Raw genomic sequence first — 16,487 nt, 5'->3', positions numbered from 1 at the left:
GTCAGCGTGGCAAGCGCGAACAGGGCAGCGCGGCGCTGTGCCTCGATCGCGGGGATCGTTGCCGCGCGTTGTTCGAGCAGGCTTTCGATCCGCGCCACCGCGAGTCCATCGGTGTAGCCAGCATCGTGCCTCACCCGAGTCAGCCGCAGGCTGTCTTCGAGCAGGTCGACGATGGAATGCGCCACCCGCAGCCGCGCCGCGGCGCTGGCAGCGTCGGCATAGGCACGGGTCGTGTCGGCGACGACCATTACCCTTACGGCTTCGGCATCGGCGCGCGCGGCAGCGACATCGCCGCGGGCCGCCGCCACGCCGCTGCGCACCCGTCCGAACAAATCGACCTCGTACGCCAGCTCGGCTCCGATCGAGAACTGACCGCCGTCGCGGTCGGCGCCGAACACGGGCTGGGCTTCGGGCGTCCGGCCATAGCCTGCCGATGCGCTCAAGCCCACTTGCGGGAGGCGGTCCGATCGTGCCCCGCGCAGTGCGGCACGGGCGCGGTCGATGCGGGCGACCGACTGCCGGATATCGGTGTTGGCGGCGAGTGCGTCGGCGACCAGCCCGTCGAGCACAGGGTCGCGATAAAGGCGCCACCAAGTGTCGGGGAGCGGGGCGGGGCTGACGACATCGGCTTCTGCTGAAAGGAAGGGGCCGGTTTCCACAGCGGGGCGAGGGGTGGAGGCGATGTGGTCCGGCCCCGCCGCGCAACCCGCAAGGGTCAGCGCGGAAACGGCGGAAAGGAAGATGTTGCGAATGGTCATGAACGTCGATCCTATTCGGCGGGCTGGACGGCGCGGCCTGCGTCGTCGCCGCGCCCGACGCCGCGCAGCGATGCGAGCCGGTCGCCGAGCGCGCGGCAGACGACATAGAAAGTGGGGGTAAAAACGAGCCCGAAGCCGGTCACGCCCAGCATGCCGAAGCATACCGCGGTGCCCAGTGCCTGGCGCAGCTCCGCGCCCGCGCCGGTGGCGATGACGAGGGGGACCGAACCGAGGATGAAGGCGAAGCTGGTCATCAGGATCGGGCGCAGGCGGGTGCGCGCCGCCTCGATCGCGGCATCGACGGGCGAAAGGCCGTGTAGCGTCTCGCCCTGGCGAGCGAACTCGACGATCAGGATCGCGTTCTTGGCCGACAGGGCGATGAGCACGACCAGGCCGATCTGGGTGAGGACGTTGTTGTCCATACCCATCACATTGACCCCGATCATCGCTGCGAGAAGGCACATCGGCACGATCAGGATGATCGCCAGGGGCATGATCAGGCTTTCGTATTGCGCCGCCAGGACCAGGAAGACGAGCAGCACCGCCAGTCCGAAGACAAAGACTGCGGTGTTGCCGGTACTCGCCTGCTGGTACGCGATCCCGGTCCATTCGGTCGAATAGCCCTGCGGCACGGTCTGCGCCGCGACCTTTTCCATCGTGACCAGCGACTGTCCCGTCGAGTTCGTCGGCGCGGTGTCGCCATCGATGGCAACCGCTGGCGTCAGGTTGTAGCGGCTTACTCGATAAGGGCCGGTGGTGTCGGTGATGGTCGCAAGCGACCCTAGCGGCACCATCGCGCCGCTGTCCGAACGGGCATAGAGATTCCCGATATCGCTGACATCGTCGCGATAGGCGGCGTCCGCCTGTGCGGTCACCCGATAGGTCCGGCCGAGCAGGTTGAAGTCGTTGATGAAGGCGCTGCCCAAGTAGACCGACAGGGTCTCGAAGATGTCGCTCGGTGCGACGCCCAGCATCTGGGCCTTTTCGCGATCGATATCGGTCTTCACCCGGGGCGTGCCGGTATCGAAGAAGGTGTAGACACCGGCCAGACCGTCCTGCTGGTTGGCCTGCGCGATCACGGCATTCGCCACCTCCTGCATCTGCCGGTAACCCTGGCCCGAATTGTCCTTGAGCATCAGGCGGAAGCCGCCGGCAGAGCCGATCCCCTGGATGACGGGCGGCTTGACGATCATCAGGCGCGCCTCGTTGATGTCGGCGGTCGCCTCCTGCGCCTTGGCGATCAATTCGTCGATCGAACGGCCATTGCCTTGTCGGTTCTCGAACTCGTCGAGCACCCAGTAAGCGGCGGCGGAGCTGGCGGACTGCGTCTGGGTGGTCCCGTCGAAGCCCGAAAGCATGACCGCGCCGGTGATACCTTCGATGGGAAGGACCCGCTCGGCGACCTGCTTCATCACCGCATCGGTGCGGGTCGTCGCCGATCCAGGCGGAAGCTGGATGACCGAGACGAAATACCCTTGGTCCTGCTGCGGGACGAACCCGGTTGGTGTGGACGCCAGCGTGAACCCGGTCAGCCCGATCAGCACGGCATAGGCCAGCATCATGCGCCGGGGCATCGCCACCAGCCGCCCGGTCAGCCGCGCGTACCAATCGCTGAAACGGGCGAAGCCGGCGTTGAACGTCTCGCCCGCGCGATCGAGCGCCTTGCGCCAGCGCGGCGCGTCCTCGGACAGATGTTGGTGGGGCTTCAGCAGCAGCGCGGAGAGCGCAGGCGACAGCGTCAGCGATACAAACAGCGAGATCACCGTGGCGGCAGAGATCGTGACCGCGAACTGCTTGTAGAATTCGCCCGACAGCCCGCCCATGAACAGCGTCGGCACGAACACGGCGCACAGGACCAGCACGATCGCGACCAGCGCCGAGCCGACCTCGTCCATGGACCGGCGCGCCGCCTCCAGCGGGCTGTACCCGGCCTCCAGATTGCGTTCGACGTTCTCGACCACGACGATCGCATCGTCGACCACGATTCCGATGGCGAGGACGAGCCCGAACAGCGACAGGTTGTTGAGCGAATAGCCCAGCATCGCCAGCACCGCGAAGGTGCCGACCAGCGAAATGGGGATGGCCAGTACCGGGATGATCGAGGCGCGCGCTTTCTGCAGGAACACGATGATGACCAGCACAACCAGGACCACCGCTTCGAGCAGGGTGTGGAGCACGGCATCGATGCTCTGCGCGATGAATTCGGTGGGATTGTAGACGATCCGATATTCGAGCCCCTGAGGAAAATCGCGCGACAGTTCCTCCATTGTCGCCTTGACGCCTTCCGCCGCGTCGAGCGCGTTGGAGCCCGGCTTCTGGAAGACCGGCAAAATCACCGAATCCATGTCGTTCAGATAGGCCGAGGTGGCATAATCGGCGGCGCCGATCTCGACCCGCGCAACGTCGCTGACGCGGATCTGGCGGCCCATTTCGTCCGTGCGGATCACCACGTCGCCGAACTGTGCCGGGCTGGTGAAGCGCCCTTGCGTCTCGACATTGAGCTGGAAGGCGGAATCGGGGCTGGGCTGCTGGCCGAGCGTGCCGGCCGCGACCTGGACGTTCTGCGCGCGCAGGGCCCGCACGACGTCGCTGCCGGTCAAGCCCAGCGCGGCGGCGCGTCCCGGATCGATCCAGACGCGCATCGCGAGTTCGCGCTGGCCGAACATCTGGACGTCACCGACCCCATCGAGACGTGCGAGCCGGTCCTTGATGCGGGTCTGGGCATAGTTCGAGATATATTCGCGGTCGAGCGAGGCGTCGGGCGAGATCAGATTGACGACCATGAGGAAGTCGGGCGTGGTCTTGCGGGTGACGATGCCGAGCCGCTGAACTTCTTCGGGCAGTCGCGCTTCCGCGATTGCTACGCGGTTCTGGACCAGCACCTGCGCCTCGTCGAGATCGGTGCCGGGAGCGAAGGTCACGGTGATCGTCATCCGCCCGTCGCCGGTCGACTCGCTCGACTGATAGAGCATGCCGTCGACGCCGTTTATTTCCTGCTCGATCGGATTGGCGACCGTGTCGGCGACCGTCTCGGCGGACGCGCCGGGATAGACGGCGGTCACGGTCACGGTCGGCGGAACGATGTCGGGATATTGGCTGACCGGCAGGAAGAAGTACGAAATCGCACCGACCAGCGTCACCAGGACCGCGAGAACGCTGGCGAAGATCGGCCGATCGATGAAGAAGCGGGAAATGTTCATGGACGCACTCCGGGCGTGATTTGGGAACGTGACGCGCGCCGCGACGGGGTCTTAGCTGGCGTGGCTGGCGGAGGCGGCGGGGATCGCGACCGGCGCTTTGCGCGTCGTCTCGCGGGCCGGTGCGGAGACTGCGATATGGCCGTCCTGCGCCCTGACCTTCTGCCCCGGCATGGCCATTTGAGTACCCTTGATGATTACCCGGTCGGAGGGTTGGAGCCCTTGCTCGATGACGCGCAGCTCACCGACCAGCGGACCCATTTCGACCGCGCGGGTAGCCACCGTCCCGTCATTGCCGACAACAAGCAGCAGCTTGCGCGTCTGGTCGGTGGTGATGGCGGTATCTGGAACGAGCAGAGCCTGGCGCGTTCCGCCGGTAGCGAGACGCATGCGACCGAACAGCCCCGGGGCGAGGAAGCCCTCGCCGTTGCGAACCACAGCGCGGGCGCGAATGGTGCCCGACTGGCTGTCGAGGCCGTTATCGGTGAAGTCGAGCGTCCCGTGCCAGCGATATTCGGTTTCGTCCTGAAGGCGGATTTCGACCGGCGTGCCCTTGTCCAGCCCTTCGCGGCGGGACTTGAGGAACAGGGCTTCCGAACCGGTGAATTCGAAATAGACCGGGTCGACCGCGTTGATCGTGGTCAGCAGCGTGGCGGCAGCCCCTCCGCCGCCCGATACGAGATTGCCCGCATCGATCCGGCGATCGGAAATCTGGCCCGAAATCGGCGCGCGCACGGTGGTGAAGCCGACGTCGAGCGCCCGGGCGGAAACCCTCGCCCGGGCGGCGGCCAAGGTCGCAGCGTTATTGCGGATTTCGGCCTGCAGGCGGTCGATTTCGGTTCCGGCGATCGCATCGTCGTCAATCAGGCGCTGGGCCCGGACCAGATTGTCGCGCGAGAGCGCCAGCGCGCTTTCGGCGCGGGCAACTTCGGCCTGCGCTTCCGCGAGCGCGGCGCGATAGGCGCGCGAGTCGATCGTGAAAAGCGGGGTGCCCTGGCGGACGAATTGCCCGTCGGTAAAGTGAATGCTCGTGATCTCACCCGAGACCTGCGGTCGTACTTCGACACTGCGGCTCGCTTCGAACCGGCCGACGAATTCGTCCCACTCGGTGATTTCCTCCTGCAGCGGCAGAGCTGTCGTGACGACCGGCGGCGCTGCGGCAGCGGGAACCGCGGGCTTGCTGCCCAGCAACCACCAGGCGCCCACCACCGCGACGAGCAGCGCCAGTCCGAGCCACAGCCGCTTACGCTGTGCTGGACGCGGCGGAACGCGGGAAGGATCGGCTCCCGCTGAATTCGGTTCTTCCGACCTTTCGGCAGCTTCCTGCGCGCGACCTTCTTCGACGGTCTCGTCGGCATAGCGATCAAACGGTGTGTCAAACATGAGGTATCCCTGACCCTATTCGGACAAGCGGTCTCGTCTCCAAAAGCGAGGCTCTGGAAGCAAAACGCACATCATTCGGATGGACTGAACGCCAAAAGCATCCAGCCGCCACGGGGCCTGTACCGCCACGCGACTATCTGTACCGATAAGTATGTAATCTGAGGTTCAGGTCAAGCGGAAATTCTATACCGCTAGGTATTTTTTTCGCAGACGCGGAAGGAAATCAGCGTGACGGCCAGGAAAGCAATGCGGACTCAGTAACTTGCATCAGTTCCTCACGGCTCGCCCCGGACTGAGCCTGGACCGATATGCCCTGCATCAACGCCAGAATGTAACGGGTCATCGCCGTAGCGTCGGTCGGTACCGTGAATTCTCGGTTGTCTATCGCTTGCTGCATCCGGTCGACGATGAGTTGTTTCGCGGACTCTGCGCGTGCGTTGACGTCGTCCCGTATGGAAGGTTCGACGCTCTGACACGCAACCGAAGCGATCACACCCATGCACCCACGGCATTCGCCACCGGTGGCAACGTCGACAGAGCCAAGCAGCAACGTTTCGGCAACGGCGCGGGCGGTAGGCGCCGCAACTGCTTCGCCGATATAGGCCAGCTTATCCTTTTCGTAGAGATCGAGCGCCTGGCGGAAAAGGTTCTCCTTGTTGCCGAAAGCGGCATAAAGGCTCGGGCGGGTAATACCCATGGCATCGGTGAGATCGGACAATGTGGTGCCCTCGTAACCCTTCTGCCAGAACACGAGCAGAGCGGCGCCGAGCGCCTCGTCGGTATCGAATTCCCGTGGGCGACCCCTGGTGGCAAGCTTTTCCATACTGACATGTATAGAACTAATTCGTTGGATTTCAATCCAAGCCAGGCACTTCAGCGGTTTGTGCCAACGCGGGCGGCGAGCCAGACGTCAGCGACTTTGCACGGAACTGCCAATCCACAGCGCGGAGGGATCAAACCCGAGTGGCGTGGTGCCGATGGTCGGTTTTGGGGTCGTAAGTAGCCGGGCTGCTAGCAACCACCGCTCTCGTGTCGGTTCAGGGAAGGGCGGGGGCACAGGGGAACGCGGCCCAACCATCTGTTTCCTTGAATAAACTGAGCGCAGCAGGAACCAAATTTGCATGTGCGAGTTACTGGCGAATCGATAGCGGAAAATTTCGGATTGCGGCGTGACGGGGTCCTTGCCGACGCCGAAGATCAGGGTCCGCCCGATTGGAAATTTCTCGTTTTTTCAGTGCTATGTCATCCCAGTCCCGAATTGGATCAGGTGGGTGTAATAGCTATTGAGCGAATCCGATGAACCCGTTAAAACCGCGTTAACTGTTCGGGGTCGCACTCGAAGGTAGCCAGAGCGTAGAAACGCATGGTGCCGATCACTCGATAATCAGCCGCTTGTGCTTTGGGGGTGGGTGTGACTTTAGGACGAATGGGCTTGTGTGCCGTCTGCATCGGCATGATGTCTGCCGCTGCGAGCGCGCAGGATCTCGTATACGAGCCGATCAGCCCGACCAACGGGGGCAATCCGTTCAACTCCGCGCATATCCTCGGCACCGCCACGGCGCAGAACAAATATCGCGATCCCAACTCGACGACGACGAACTCGCAAGCCGACATCTTCGCGCGGCAATTGCAGTCGCGTCTCCTGTCCGCGCTTTCTTCGCAGGTCGTGGACGCCATTTTCGGCGAGAACCCTCAGGAGAGCGGAACCATCAGCTTCGGTGGCCAGACGATCACCTTCTTCCGCACGCTGGATTCCGTCACGCTCACCATCACCAACGACGATACGGGCGAGGAAACCCGGATCGTCATTCCCCTGTTCGTCGAGGTCGATTGATCGATGCGTCTTCTTCGCAGCCTGGTTGCGGCAGTGTCCGCCTTGAGCCTCGTCGGTTGTGCGACGGTCGGCAATGACGGGCGTGACATGATCGCGCCGGACACCAGCCTCGCCTATTTCCCGAAGAAAACCCAGACGCAGAACATCCTGAACGGCTTGCCTGCGCCGGAGCGGCAGGTGGCGATCGCCGTCTATGGCTTCACCGACCAGACCGGCCAGTTCAAGCCGACCGAGGCGGGCCAGACCCTGTCGCGCGCGGTGACCCAGGGCGCGAGTTCGATGCTCGTCAAGGCTTTGCAGGAAGCCGGCCAGCGCTCTTGGTTCACGGTGGTCGAGCGCGAGCGCTTGGACAATCTGCTCAAGGAGCGGCAGATCATTTCCGAGATGCGCAAGCGCTACCTCGGCGAGGAGGAAACCGACCCCAACGCCCTGCCGGCGCTGCTGTTCGCCGGAGTCCTGCTGGAAGGCGGGATCGTGGGATACGACACCAACACCGTGACCGGCGGCGCCGGAGCAGCCTTTCTCGGCATCGGTGCCCGCACGGAATACCGCCAGGACACCGTGACCGTCTATCTGCGCGCCGTTTCGGTGCGGACGGGAGAGGTGCTGACCAATGTCACCGCCTCCAAGACCATCGCCAGCCAGGCGATCGGCGCCAGCGCGTTCCGCTTCGTAGCGTTCAAGGAACTGCTCGAGGCCGAGGCGGGTATCACCGCGAACGAGCCCGATCAAGTGGCGTTGCAGCAGGCGATCGAGAAGGCGGTCTACGGCCTGATCATGGAGGGCGTCGAGCTCGACCTGTGGCGGTTCGCCGACATGGCGGGCGCCGGGCCGATCCGGCAGCACTATCTGGCCGAGAAGAACGGAATTTACGAGGCGGAGGACGTTCAGCGTGCCATCAGGCGCGCAGGCTCGGTCTCCGCGCTCAAGGTCGTCCGCGAGGAGAACGACGAGGACGACGAAACGTGATTTGACATCGCTGGCGGGCGGACAATCGGTCCTCCCGCGGCGGTGACAAAAAAATGCACGCACAGGAGCGGCAACTCCGAATGCGTGCAGTGATTGGGCTGCGATACCCGGAGTGCTCGGCGTTCTTTGCGCCGGAGCGGGCTGGTTATCGCCTTTTTCGGAAGGTGATGCAACATGAAGGCTGTTTTCGAAATCTCGGGACAACTTCCGACGTCCGCCGGCGCCGCCGGCCGGACTGGCACCGGCGATCAATTCATTCCCGGCATCACGCTTAGCTAACTGAAGGGCCGGCGACCGCGAGGTTGCCGGCCCCTTTTGCTTTTGGCGGGCGCAGGCTCGCCGGAAATCAAGCGGGAAGCATAAGCCCGCATCGCAACCATAAGTCGCAAACCGACCAACGCAGAAGGAAATTGTGATGAAAAAATCTATCCTTACCGGCGCCTCCATCCTGGCGCTTTCGATCGCTTCCTCGGCCTTTGCACAGGACAACACGTCCACCGTTGGCCAGACCGGTAGCAACAATACCGCAACCGTCGGACAGGCGGGATCGAGCAACGAGAGCACCGTGACTCAGAGCAGTCAGGGTAACGACGCGAACGTTTCGCAGTCCGGTACCAACGGCACCTCGACCGTGAACCAGTCCGCCACCAATACGGGGGTGGTCGGCCGTAACAATCAGGTTACCGTTAAGCAGTCCGGCGACGGTTCGGATTCGACCGTCATTCAGCAGCCCGGCGATGGTATCGACAATCGCAACGACGTGCTGGTGGAGCAGGACGGCGCTAACACTTCTTCTGTCACGCAGAGTGGCACTGCCAATAGTGCCGAAGTTTTCCAGGCGCAGGGTGATGGGAACTCGTCCACAATCGTACAGGGGGGATCTCTCAACTCGGTCGGTGATGGCGATGAAGACACGGCATCGGCCGGCGTCACGCAGCTTGGAAACGACAACGTATCGAACGTCGACCAGAGTCCCGCGCAGCGTGCGGTTGCCACCGTTTACCAAGATGGTGACGCCAACGAGTCCTCGGTGCGCCAGGAAATCGCTGCAGGTGCGTCCAGCGCAGATTCCTCGTTCGCCAATGTTTCGCAGACCGGCGACCGTAACGGAGCGACGATCAACCAGCTCAGCGGCACGAACCCTTCCCTGCTGGATGCTTCGATCACCCAGAACGGCAACGACAATGATGCCGCAGTTTCCCAGAGCGGCGACATGAACGAGGCCGTGGTGGCGCAGAACGGCGATCGGAACGATGCAAACGTTTCGCAGACCGGATCGGGCGCCTTCGCGACGGTCACGCAGGATAGTGACGACAATCTCGCCAACGTGACCCAGTCCGCCGGTGCCACTGCCACGATTACCCAAGACGGCGACAATACCGTCGGACCGTTCGCTGGCCGTGACAACAACGTTGCTCAGGTCAACCAGAGCGCCGATGGTGCGGAAGCCACTATCGATCAAGATGGGCAGCTGAACCTGGCCGATATCGTCCAGAGTGCTGACGCCACCGCCACCACGACGCAGACCGGCACGTTCAATACCTCGACGATCACTCAAAGTGGTTCGGACGCTGGCGCGGTTGCGACCGTCACTCAGGGCGGCGATTACGGTGACAATCTGTCGACGGTGACCCAGTCGACGCGTGCCACGGCAATGGTTGCACAGACCGGTCAGCCTTCGGTCGGTCCGGCCTACACCAACACGTCGAACATCAATCAGTCGGGTATCGATAGCGTTGCTACGGTCACGCAGAATGGATCGAACAACCTCTCAGGATTGACCCAGTCGGCCGCCAATGGCGACGCGACCGTCGATCAGGACGGCACGTTCCTGACGTCGAGCATTGTCCAGCAGGATGATGCCGGTGCGACGGCAAACGTCATACAGACGGGAACCGACAACAGCTCGACGCTCGAGCAGACTTCGCTCAACGCTGTTGCGACGATCGAACAGTCCGGTTCGGGCAACACTTCGATCCTGACGCAGGGCCGCAGCAACGGGAACGCCTTCCAGACCAATGGTCAGGAAGCGCTGATCACCCAGTCGGGCGATGACAACGCTTCTTATGCGATCCAAAGCGGATCGTCGGGCGATCTCAACGTCAACCAGTCGGGCGACCGCAACGTGTCGGATGTCGTGCAGTCCGGTTTCGACAACTCGGCGGGCGATGCCCTCGGTCTGGTCGGCATCGACCAGAGCGGCGATGACAACGACGCCATCGTTCGTCAGAGCGGCCAGCTGTCGGTGGCCTATGTCGAGCAGGCCGGCAACAGCAACACCGGAACCATCAACCAGTCGGTGAACAATGCGCCGAACCCGGCGGGCGGTTCGGACCCTGCCGTTGCGGACGCATCCATCGACCAGATCGGCGATGCGAACACCAGCACGATCACCCAGTTCGGTGGAACGGCCACTCGCAGCGCACGCCTCATGGAGGCAAGCTCCGAACAGGACGGTGACCGCAACGCGAGCACCATCACCCAGACCAACGATCTGGTGGATGGCGCCTCCTCGGGCAACTTGGCGACGGTCGCTCAGGGCGGTAACGACAACACCTCGTTCGTCGATCAGAATGGCTTCGAACTGACCGCCAACGTGACGCAGGACGGCAGCGACAATCTGTCGACCGTCCTGCAGACCGGCTCGGGCCACACGGCGACGGTGTTCCAGTATTCCGACTTGAATACTTCGAGCATCTCGCAGTCGGGAACCGACAACAGCGCCACCGTGACGCAGGGCACTGCGCCTGGTGGGACCCAGTAAAGACGAATGGGAGGAGGGCGCCGCCAGCGGCGCCCTCCGACCATGCGGTTCCAAATCCTCGCATTTCACAAAAGGCATCAAGCCATGAAGAAAACCCTGTTTGTCGGCGCATCGGCGCTGGCCTTCGCGCTCTCCGCGCCTGCAATGGCGCAGAGCAATCCCAACACTTCCGACGTCGAGCAGACCGGCGTCGGCGAAACCGCCGTGGTCGACCAGAGCGGCTCCGGCTTCAACAGCAGCGACATCGACCAGGATGGCGAAGGCAATTTCGCCGACGTGACCCAGGTCAGCACCGGTGCGGACCTCAACAGCTCCACGGTCCTCCAGACCGGCTCCGCCGACGACAACGACGCGATCGTCGATCAGACCGGCGAGGGCAACGACAACACCATCGAACAGCGCGGCGACGAATCGCTCACCGATGTCGAACAGAACGGCGCGGGCAACACCTCGACCGTGCTGCAGACCGCCTTCACCAACGGCGACGAGACCCGCGTCGACCAGTCTGGCAGCCAGAACACATCGGACGTCACCCAGTCGGGCATCGCGGCGTTCACCACCGTGACCCAGTCAAACGATCTCGATGGGACGCAGGGCAACGACAGCAGTGTCGATCAGGTGGGCCTGGGTGCCTTGACCACGGTCGACCAGACCGGTCAGGCAAACATCTCGAGCGTCAGCCAGACCGGCGCGCTCGCAGTGATCGACATCGACCAGAACGGCGAAGGAAACGACTCCACTGTCGATCAGCTCGGCGCTGCCGCTGCGGTGACCGTCGATCAGAATGGTCTGACCAACCTGTCAGTGGTCACCCAGACCGCGGCCGGTTCGATCATCGATGTCGCTCAGGACGGCACCAGCAACGATTCGTTGGTAACGGAGATTGCCGATCGTTCGGACGTAGGGATTGCGCAGACCGGTTCCTCGAACGAAGCGACCGTGTCGCAGAACGCCGCACGCACCCCGTTCTTTTTCGGAACGTCCCTGCCCGTGCTGAACGAGAACCAGAGCGTCTCGATCACCCAGGGCACGGCCGGCGACGTGGGCAGCGCTTCGGGCAACCAGGCATCTGTCGCACAGTACGGCCGCAACCAGAACGCCACGATCACCCAGATCGGCAGCAACAACACCTCCGGCACTCGTGCCGGCGGGGCGGGGATCGTCCAGGTCGGGGAATCGCAAACCGCGACCCTCGCGCAGAACGGCTCGGACAATAGCTCGTCGATCATGCAGGGCACCAATGGCAATTACCTGCTGCTGACTTCTGCGGCGAGCTCCGGCAACACCGCTTCGGTCACCCAGAACGGCGACCGCGGTCAGTCCACCGTGAGCCAGAATGGCGACGGAAACATGGCGACCCTGCTGCAGCTGGCTGGTTCCGAGGACAATATCTCCTCTATCATCCAGGCGGGCGACAACAACACCGCCAATGTGACGCAGGGCGGTAGCGACAACTACTCCGGCGTCCAGCAGAACGGCAACAATCTCAGCGCCACCGTAACCCAGAACGGCGTGGGCGGCTGACCTGAACCAGGAACCGGGCGGGCTTCGCGGCCCGTCCGGTTTCTGCTACATCGAACCAAGAGGTACTCGCCATGACGCCGCTTCGCACCGCCATCGCTCTTCTCGCGGCCGCCGCGCTCGGCACCTCGGCGCCTCTTCTCGCCAAGAACAACAAGACCCCCCCCGGCAATCCTTGCGGGGACGGGCCCGGTCGCGGAACCGGCAATCCCTGCAACGGGAACAACGGCAATGACGGCGCCAACGGCAATGCCGGCGGCGGCGGCAACCCGTTCCAGTTCGAAGATATCGCCGTTCCGCCCCAAGACAGCCGCGGCGTATTCATCGCGCAGGTCGGCGCCACCAACCGTGCCGAAGCGCGCCAGACCGGCAACAATGCCTACGCCCGCATCGTTCAGACGGGCGACGGCAATGGAGCCACCGTCGATCAGGACAACGGCAATCACTACGCCTCGATCGCCCAGGATGGCGACGGCAACACCGCCAATGTCGGCCAGGAGGGCCGCGGCCAGGCCGTGCTGATGCTCGCGCAACAGGGCGACAACAACCGCGCCGACGTCTCCCAGACCGAAGCGCAGGCGATCTATTCCGCCGCCGCCATCAGCCAGAGCGGCTCGAACAACCTCATCGGCCTCGTCCAGGATGGCAGCGACAACCAGGCGCGCCTTGTCCAGAACGGCGACGGCAACCTCATGACGGCGACACAGCTGGGCAATTCCAACCGGCTCGCCTGGACTCAGGACGGCAGCGGCCTGTCCGACATGCAGGTCACCCAGAGCGGCGGCCAGAGCATGGAGATCATCCAGACGAACACCGGCGATCCCATCGTCAACGGCGACGGGGGCTGACGCAGTGAGTCGGCCCTCTCTCATCATGGCGGTCCTCGCCGTGGCGGGGTCGCAAGCCTCCGCTCAGGACGGGGTGGAACAGTCGGGCGATCCGGTATTCATCGAACAAGCCGGAGGAACGACGGTCGATCCGCGGGAGTCCGTTTACGGGCACCGGACGGATCGCGGCGGAGGGGTGGCAAATTCGGGCAAGGGCGAAGACAGCGAGACCGTCGCGCAGATTTCCTCCCCGTCGATCGACCCCGCGATGTTGACCCAGCTTTCGGAAACCGAACTGTCGACCCTGCTCGCGCAGTTGAGCGCAGCGGAGCGGGAGGTGCTGCTCGAAAAGGTACAGGGCACCGACATCTGCAACGAAGCAGCCGAGACCGCCGCCATAAGGCGGCTTTGTGCCAACCGGATCGAGACCCGGTCTCAGGAATTCCGGCAGGCGCGACGCAATGCGCTTTCGCCGGAAGAACGTCTGCTCGGCGAGGCGCTGGAAGAGACCCGTTCGATGACCTTCGACAATGCGATCAGGCGGCTGGCGCAAAATGTCGGTACAGCGGACGACGCCGACAACCAGGCTATCGCCTCGGTCGCGCTGGCGGCCAATCCTCCTCCCCAGCCCGGCGCGGTTCCGGAAACGCCCACCGGTGCCGGAGAGCTTTCTGCGGAGACGCAGGCCCTGATCAATGCCATCGTCGAGCAACTCGGCGGTCGGCCCGGAGGCTCCTGATGGTTTTCGCAATTGCAATTTTCATGGCCGCAACCGCAGTGGCCGAAGGGGAGACCGCCATGCCTCGCGACCGGGCATTCACGATGGAAGTGTCCGAAACGGATCACAATGCCGAACTCGAAGTGATCGCTCGGTCCCCGATCGATCAGACGGTCGAATACGAGATCGAGATCCAGGGCTCCTCGCACGCGAGACATCGGGGCAAGACCTCGTTGCAAGCTGGGGCGGAAAGCACCTTGTCGAAGTTCAAGGTCTCTTTCGCCGACAGCTGGTGCGCGCGGCTGACGGTTCGCGAACAGGACCTTGCACCCTACGAGGTCGAAGCAGGGACATGTTCCGGCGGCGCCCCCGCCGACGCATAGTCCACGGCGGTGGGTGTCCCGGACCAACCCTTCGGCTGGAAATCAGGTGGCTTCGGCCGCGCTCCGCAGCGTATTGGTACCGCTCTTCTTTCCAGCGCGGCATGTTGTACACTTCTGATCGGCTTGGAAACGTCGCTGGCAATGGCGACGGCGGTCACCCGTGTCGAGGAACAGCCCAAGCTGTTGGCGACCGGCAACAGATCAAACACGGCGGGACCGCAAAAGCCGGCGGTCTCGCGTGGCCTGGATGAATTTTATCCAGCCAAGCAAAAGCGGACGCGGACCGTTTCGGCCCGTCCTGCTCGCGATCTGGCGCATGCTCCCCTTCCCACGGGCCTGATTTCAAAGCCCGAAGCGGTCCTGCAGGATGAGGCAAAGCCTCGGACGTCGTTGACCGAAGCGAACGTAAGGCCGGGTCGGAAAACCATTCTGGGCGGCCTCGCATTGTCTTCGGCCAGGACCGAGATCATCCGGCCTATCGATTTGCCGGAACCGGACTTCCGATCCGGTTCGACGCGGCGATTGGACGGTCCCGAAACACTGGGCGCCGAACCGGACGCGAGCCTCGGAGAACTGCGCACCCGACTGGCAGGCGCGTTCGAGACCTATCGCCGGTCGCTTCCGCGCGAGGTCGACACCGCGCCCGCGCCTTCTGCGGTCCCGACGCCATCCGTCTCTTTGGCGCGAATCTGGGAACGGCCTGCAGCCGCTTCGACGCCCGTTCGCTCCTCGGCCTTCGTCGACCAGATATCGAAGGGCGAGCCGGTGGTTCACGTCGCGCAAGTCGATGCCGGTCGCCTCGGCGAGAGCATGGCGATGCGCTTTGGCCAGCAGAAGATCGCGACCATCGCTTTCCAGGTGGATGGCGACCGCGGGATCATCCTCGATGTGGCACAGATCATGGAGGTACTGAAAACGCGACTGTCGCCGGAGCGTTTCGCTTCGCTGCGCGCGACCGTCCCGCAAGAGCAGTTCGTATCGGTCGAATTGCTGGCGCTCAGCGGCGTTCCGATCCGGTACGATCCGGTATACGACGAGCTGGTGATGGCCGACGCCGCAGGTTAGGCCAAGCCGCGAGGCCAAGCGTTCCGCAAGCCGATCGGCGGCCTCCGGCTGGCATCCACGGGATACGTTTGATAAGCGCGCCGCTCTGCTCAGGAGATTGCCGAGTGAAAGTGCGTACACTGCCGAGAATGCGATCCTGGTTGTTCGCCCCCGGGGATTCGGAGCGGAAGATGGACAAGGCGCTGGGTGGGCCCGCAGATATCGTCATTCTCGACCTCGAAGACGCGGTGGCAATCCCCCGGAAGCCCGAGGCGCGGCGGATGGTCGTCGATTTCCTGGCGGCGAATGCCGGGCATGGCGGGCGCATCTGGGTACGGGTCAATCCGCTCGACGGAGAATGGACCGCTACCGACCTCGACGCGATCATGCCTGCGCGGCCGGGCGGAGTTCTGCTGCCCAAGGCCGAGGGCGGGGCCGATGTCGAGGCCCTCGACGCCTTGCTGACGCCGCTGGAGAGCGCTCACGGGATCGAACCGGGTTCGACGCCGGTCGCGGCGCTGGTGACAGAAACCGCGGCGGCGATGTTCGGCACCGGTACCTATCGCGGTGCTCCGCGGCTGGTTGCCATGACCTGGGGGGCGGAAGATTTGGCGGATTCGGTCGGTGCGCTGGACAACACGGACGGCGAGGACCGATATCGCCCGACCTACGAGTTGGCCCGGAGCCTGTGCCTGCTCGGCGCGGCCAAGGCCGGCGTGCCGGCGATCGAGACGATCATGGGCGATTTCCGCGACCTCGACGGGCTCCGCGTACGCGCCGAACAGGTGCGCCGCGACGGCTACCGGGGAATGCTCGCGATCCACCCGGCGCAGGTCGAAGTAATCAACGAGGCCTTCACTCCCAGCGCGGAGGAAGTCAGCGAGGCACGCGAGATAGTCGATCTGTTCGAGGCCAATCCGGATGCCGGAACGATCGGCTGGCGCAAGGGCATGCTCGACCGGCCGCACCTTTCCCGAGCCCGCCAATTGCTCGCCCAGCTCGACGAGTAGTGTTCTCGCTCCGACCGGCGACGCTTTGACTCTCCGGCCATTCGGCCTAGACCGGCCGCGATCCTCGGGGGGAGAACAC

General features: G+C 63.9%; 13 protein-coding genes (1 of these 13 cut by a window edge). 9 read left to right on the top strand and 4 right to left on the bottom strand.

The annotated features are described in order from the left end of the window. The 4 genes from ACGHN1_RS09250 to ACGHN1_RS09235 all read right to left on the bottom strand — a co-directional run. On the bottom strand, nt 1–758 hold the 5' portion of the coding sequence (locus ACGHN1_RS09250; RefSeq protein WP_390550579.1) for an efflux transporter outer membrane subunit. The gene continues 679 nt to the left of window position 1, outside the view; 758 of the gene's 1,437 nt are visible here — the first part of the coding sequence; it begins with the start codon at nt 756–758; its stop codon lies off the left edge, out of view. Between the two features lie 11 nt (nt 759–769). Then, nucleotides 770–3,958, bottom strand: a complete 3,189-nt coding sequence (locus tag ACGHN1_RS09245) for an efflux RND transporter permease subunit (protein ID WP_390550577.1) — start codon at nt 3,956–3,958, stop codon at nt 770–772. Nucleotides 3,959–4,009: 51 nt separating this feature from the next. Then, on the bottom strand, nt 4,010–5,338 hold the full coding sequence (locus ACGHN1_RS09240) for an efflux RND transporter periplasmic adaptor subunit (RefSeq protein ID WP_390550575.1): 1,329 nt from the start codon (nt 5,336–5,338) through the stop codon (nt 4,010–4,012). A 223-nt stretch (nt 5,339–5,561) separates the two neighbouring features. Beyond that, on the bottom strand, nt 5,562–6,161 hold the full coding sequence (locus ACGHN1_RS09235; RefSeq protein WP_390550573.1) for a TetR/AcrR family transcriptional regulator: 600 nt from the start codon (nt 6,159–6,161) through the stop codon (nt 5,562–5,564). 603 nt (nt 6,162–6,764) lie between these two features. Between ACGHN1_RS09235 and ACGHN1_RS09230 the strand changes: the two genes are divergently transcribed. The 9 genes from ACGHN1_RS09230 to ACGHN1_RS09190 all read left to right on the top strand — a co-directional run bounded on the left by ACGHN1_RS09230 (nt 6,765) and on the right by ACGHN1_RS09190 (nt 16,408). Beyond that, on the top strand, nt 6,765–7,172 hold the full coding sequence (locus tag ACGHN1_RS09230) for a curli assembly protein CsgF (RefSeq protein ID WP_390550571.1): 408 nt from the start codon (nt 6,765–6,767) through the stop codon (nt 7,170–7,172). Nucleotides 7,173–7,175: 3 nt separating this feature from the next. Further along, on the top strand, nt 7,176–8,141 hold the full coding sequence (locus ACGHN1_RS09225; protein ID WP_390550569.1) for a CsgG/HfaB family protein: 966 nt from the start codon (nt 7,176–7,178) through the stop codon (nt 8,139–8,141). A 415-nt stretch (nt 8,142–8,556) separates the two neighbouring features. Beyond that, nucleotides 8,557–10,905 carry a beta strand repeat-containing protein gene (locus ACGHN1_RS09220; RefSeq protein WP_390550567.1) on the top strand — a complete coding sequence of 783 codons (2,349 nt, stop codon included), beginning with the start codon at nt 8,557–8,559 and terminating at the stop codon, nt 10,903–10,905. A gap of 84 nt (nt 10,906–10,989) precedes the next feature. Then, a complete protein-coding gene (locus ACGHN1_RS09215) occupies nt 10,990–12,429 on the top strand; it encodes a beta strand repeat-containing protein (RefSeq protein ID WP_390550565.1) in 1,440 nt (479 codons plus the stop codon). A gap of 71 nt (nt 12,430–12,500) precedes the next feature. After that, nucleotides 12,501–13,274 (top strand): hypothetical protein, encoded by a 774-nt coding sequence (locus ACGHN1_RS09210; RefSeq protein ID WP_390550563.1) that lies wholly within the window; start codon nt 12,501–12,503, stop codon nt 13,272–13,274. Nucleotides 13,275–13,278: 4 nt separating this feature from the next. Continuing rightward, on the top strand, nt 13,279–13,992 hold the full coding sequence (locus tag ACGHN1_RS09205; protein ID WP_390550561.1) for a hypothetical protein: 714 nt from the start codon (nt 13,279–13,281) through the stop codon (nt 13,990–13,992). 23 nt (nt 13,993–14,015) lie between these two features. Further along, nucleotides 14,016–14,354, top strand: a complete 339-nt coding sequence (gene csgH, locus ACGHN1_RS09200; protein ID WP_390550559.1) for a curli-like amyloid fiber formation chaperone CsgH — start codon at nt 14,016–14,018, stop codon at nt 14,352–14,354. 522 nt (nt 14,355–14,876) lie between these two features. Next, nucleotides 14,877–15,419: a hypothetical protein gene (locus tag ACGHN1_RS09195; RefSeq protein ID WP_390550557.1), complete on the top strand. Its 543-nt coding sequence runs from the start codon at nt 14,877–14,879 to the stop codon at nt 15,417–15,419. A gap of 128 nt (nt 15,420–15,547) precedes the next feature. Then, nucleotides 15,548–16,408: an HpcH/HpaI aldolase/citrate lyase family protein gene (locus ACGHN1_RS09190; protein WP_390550915.1), complete on the top strand. Its 861-nt coding sequence runs from the start codon at nt 15,548–15,550 to the stop codon at nt 16,406–16,408. The last annotated feature ends 79 nt before the right edge of the window (nt 16,409–16,487 follow it).

Origin of the sequence: Qipengyuania sp. MTN3-11 (assembly GCF_042851825.1) — a bacterium.
Taxonomy (GTDB): Bacteria; Pseudomonadota; Alphaproteobacteria; order Sphingomonadales; family Sphingomonadaceae; genus Qipengyuania.
The sequence above is the reverse complement of the archived record's forward strand: the minus strand, read 5'-3'. Positions and strand labels throughout refer to the sequence as shown.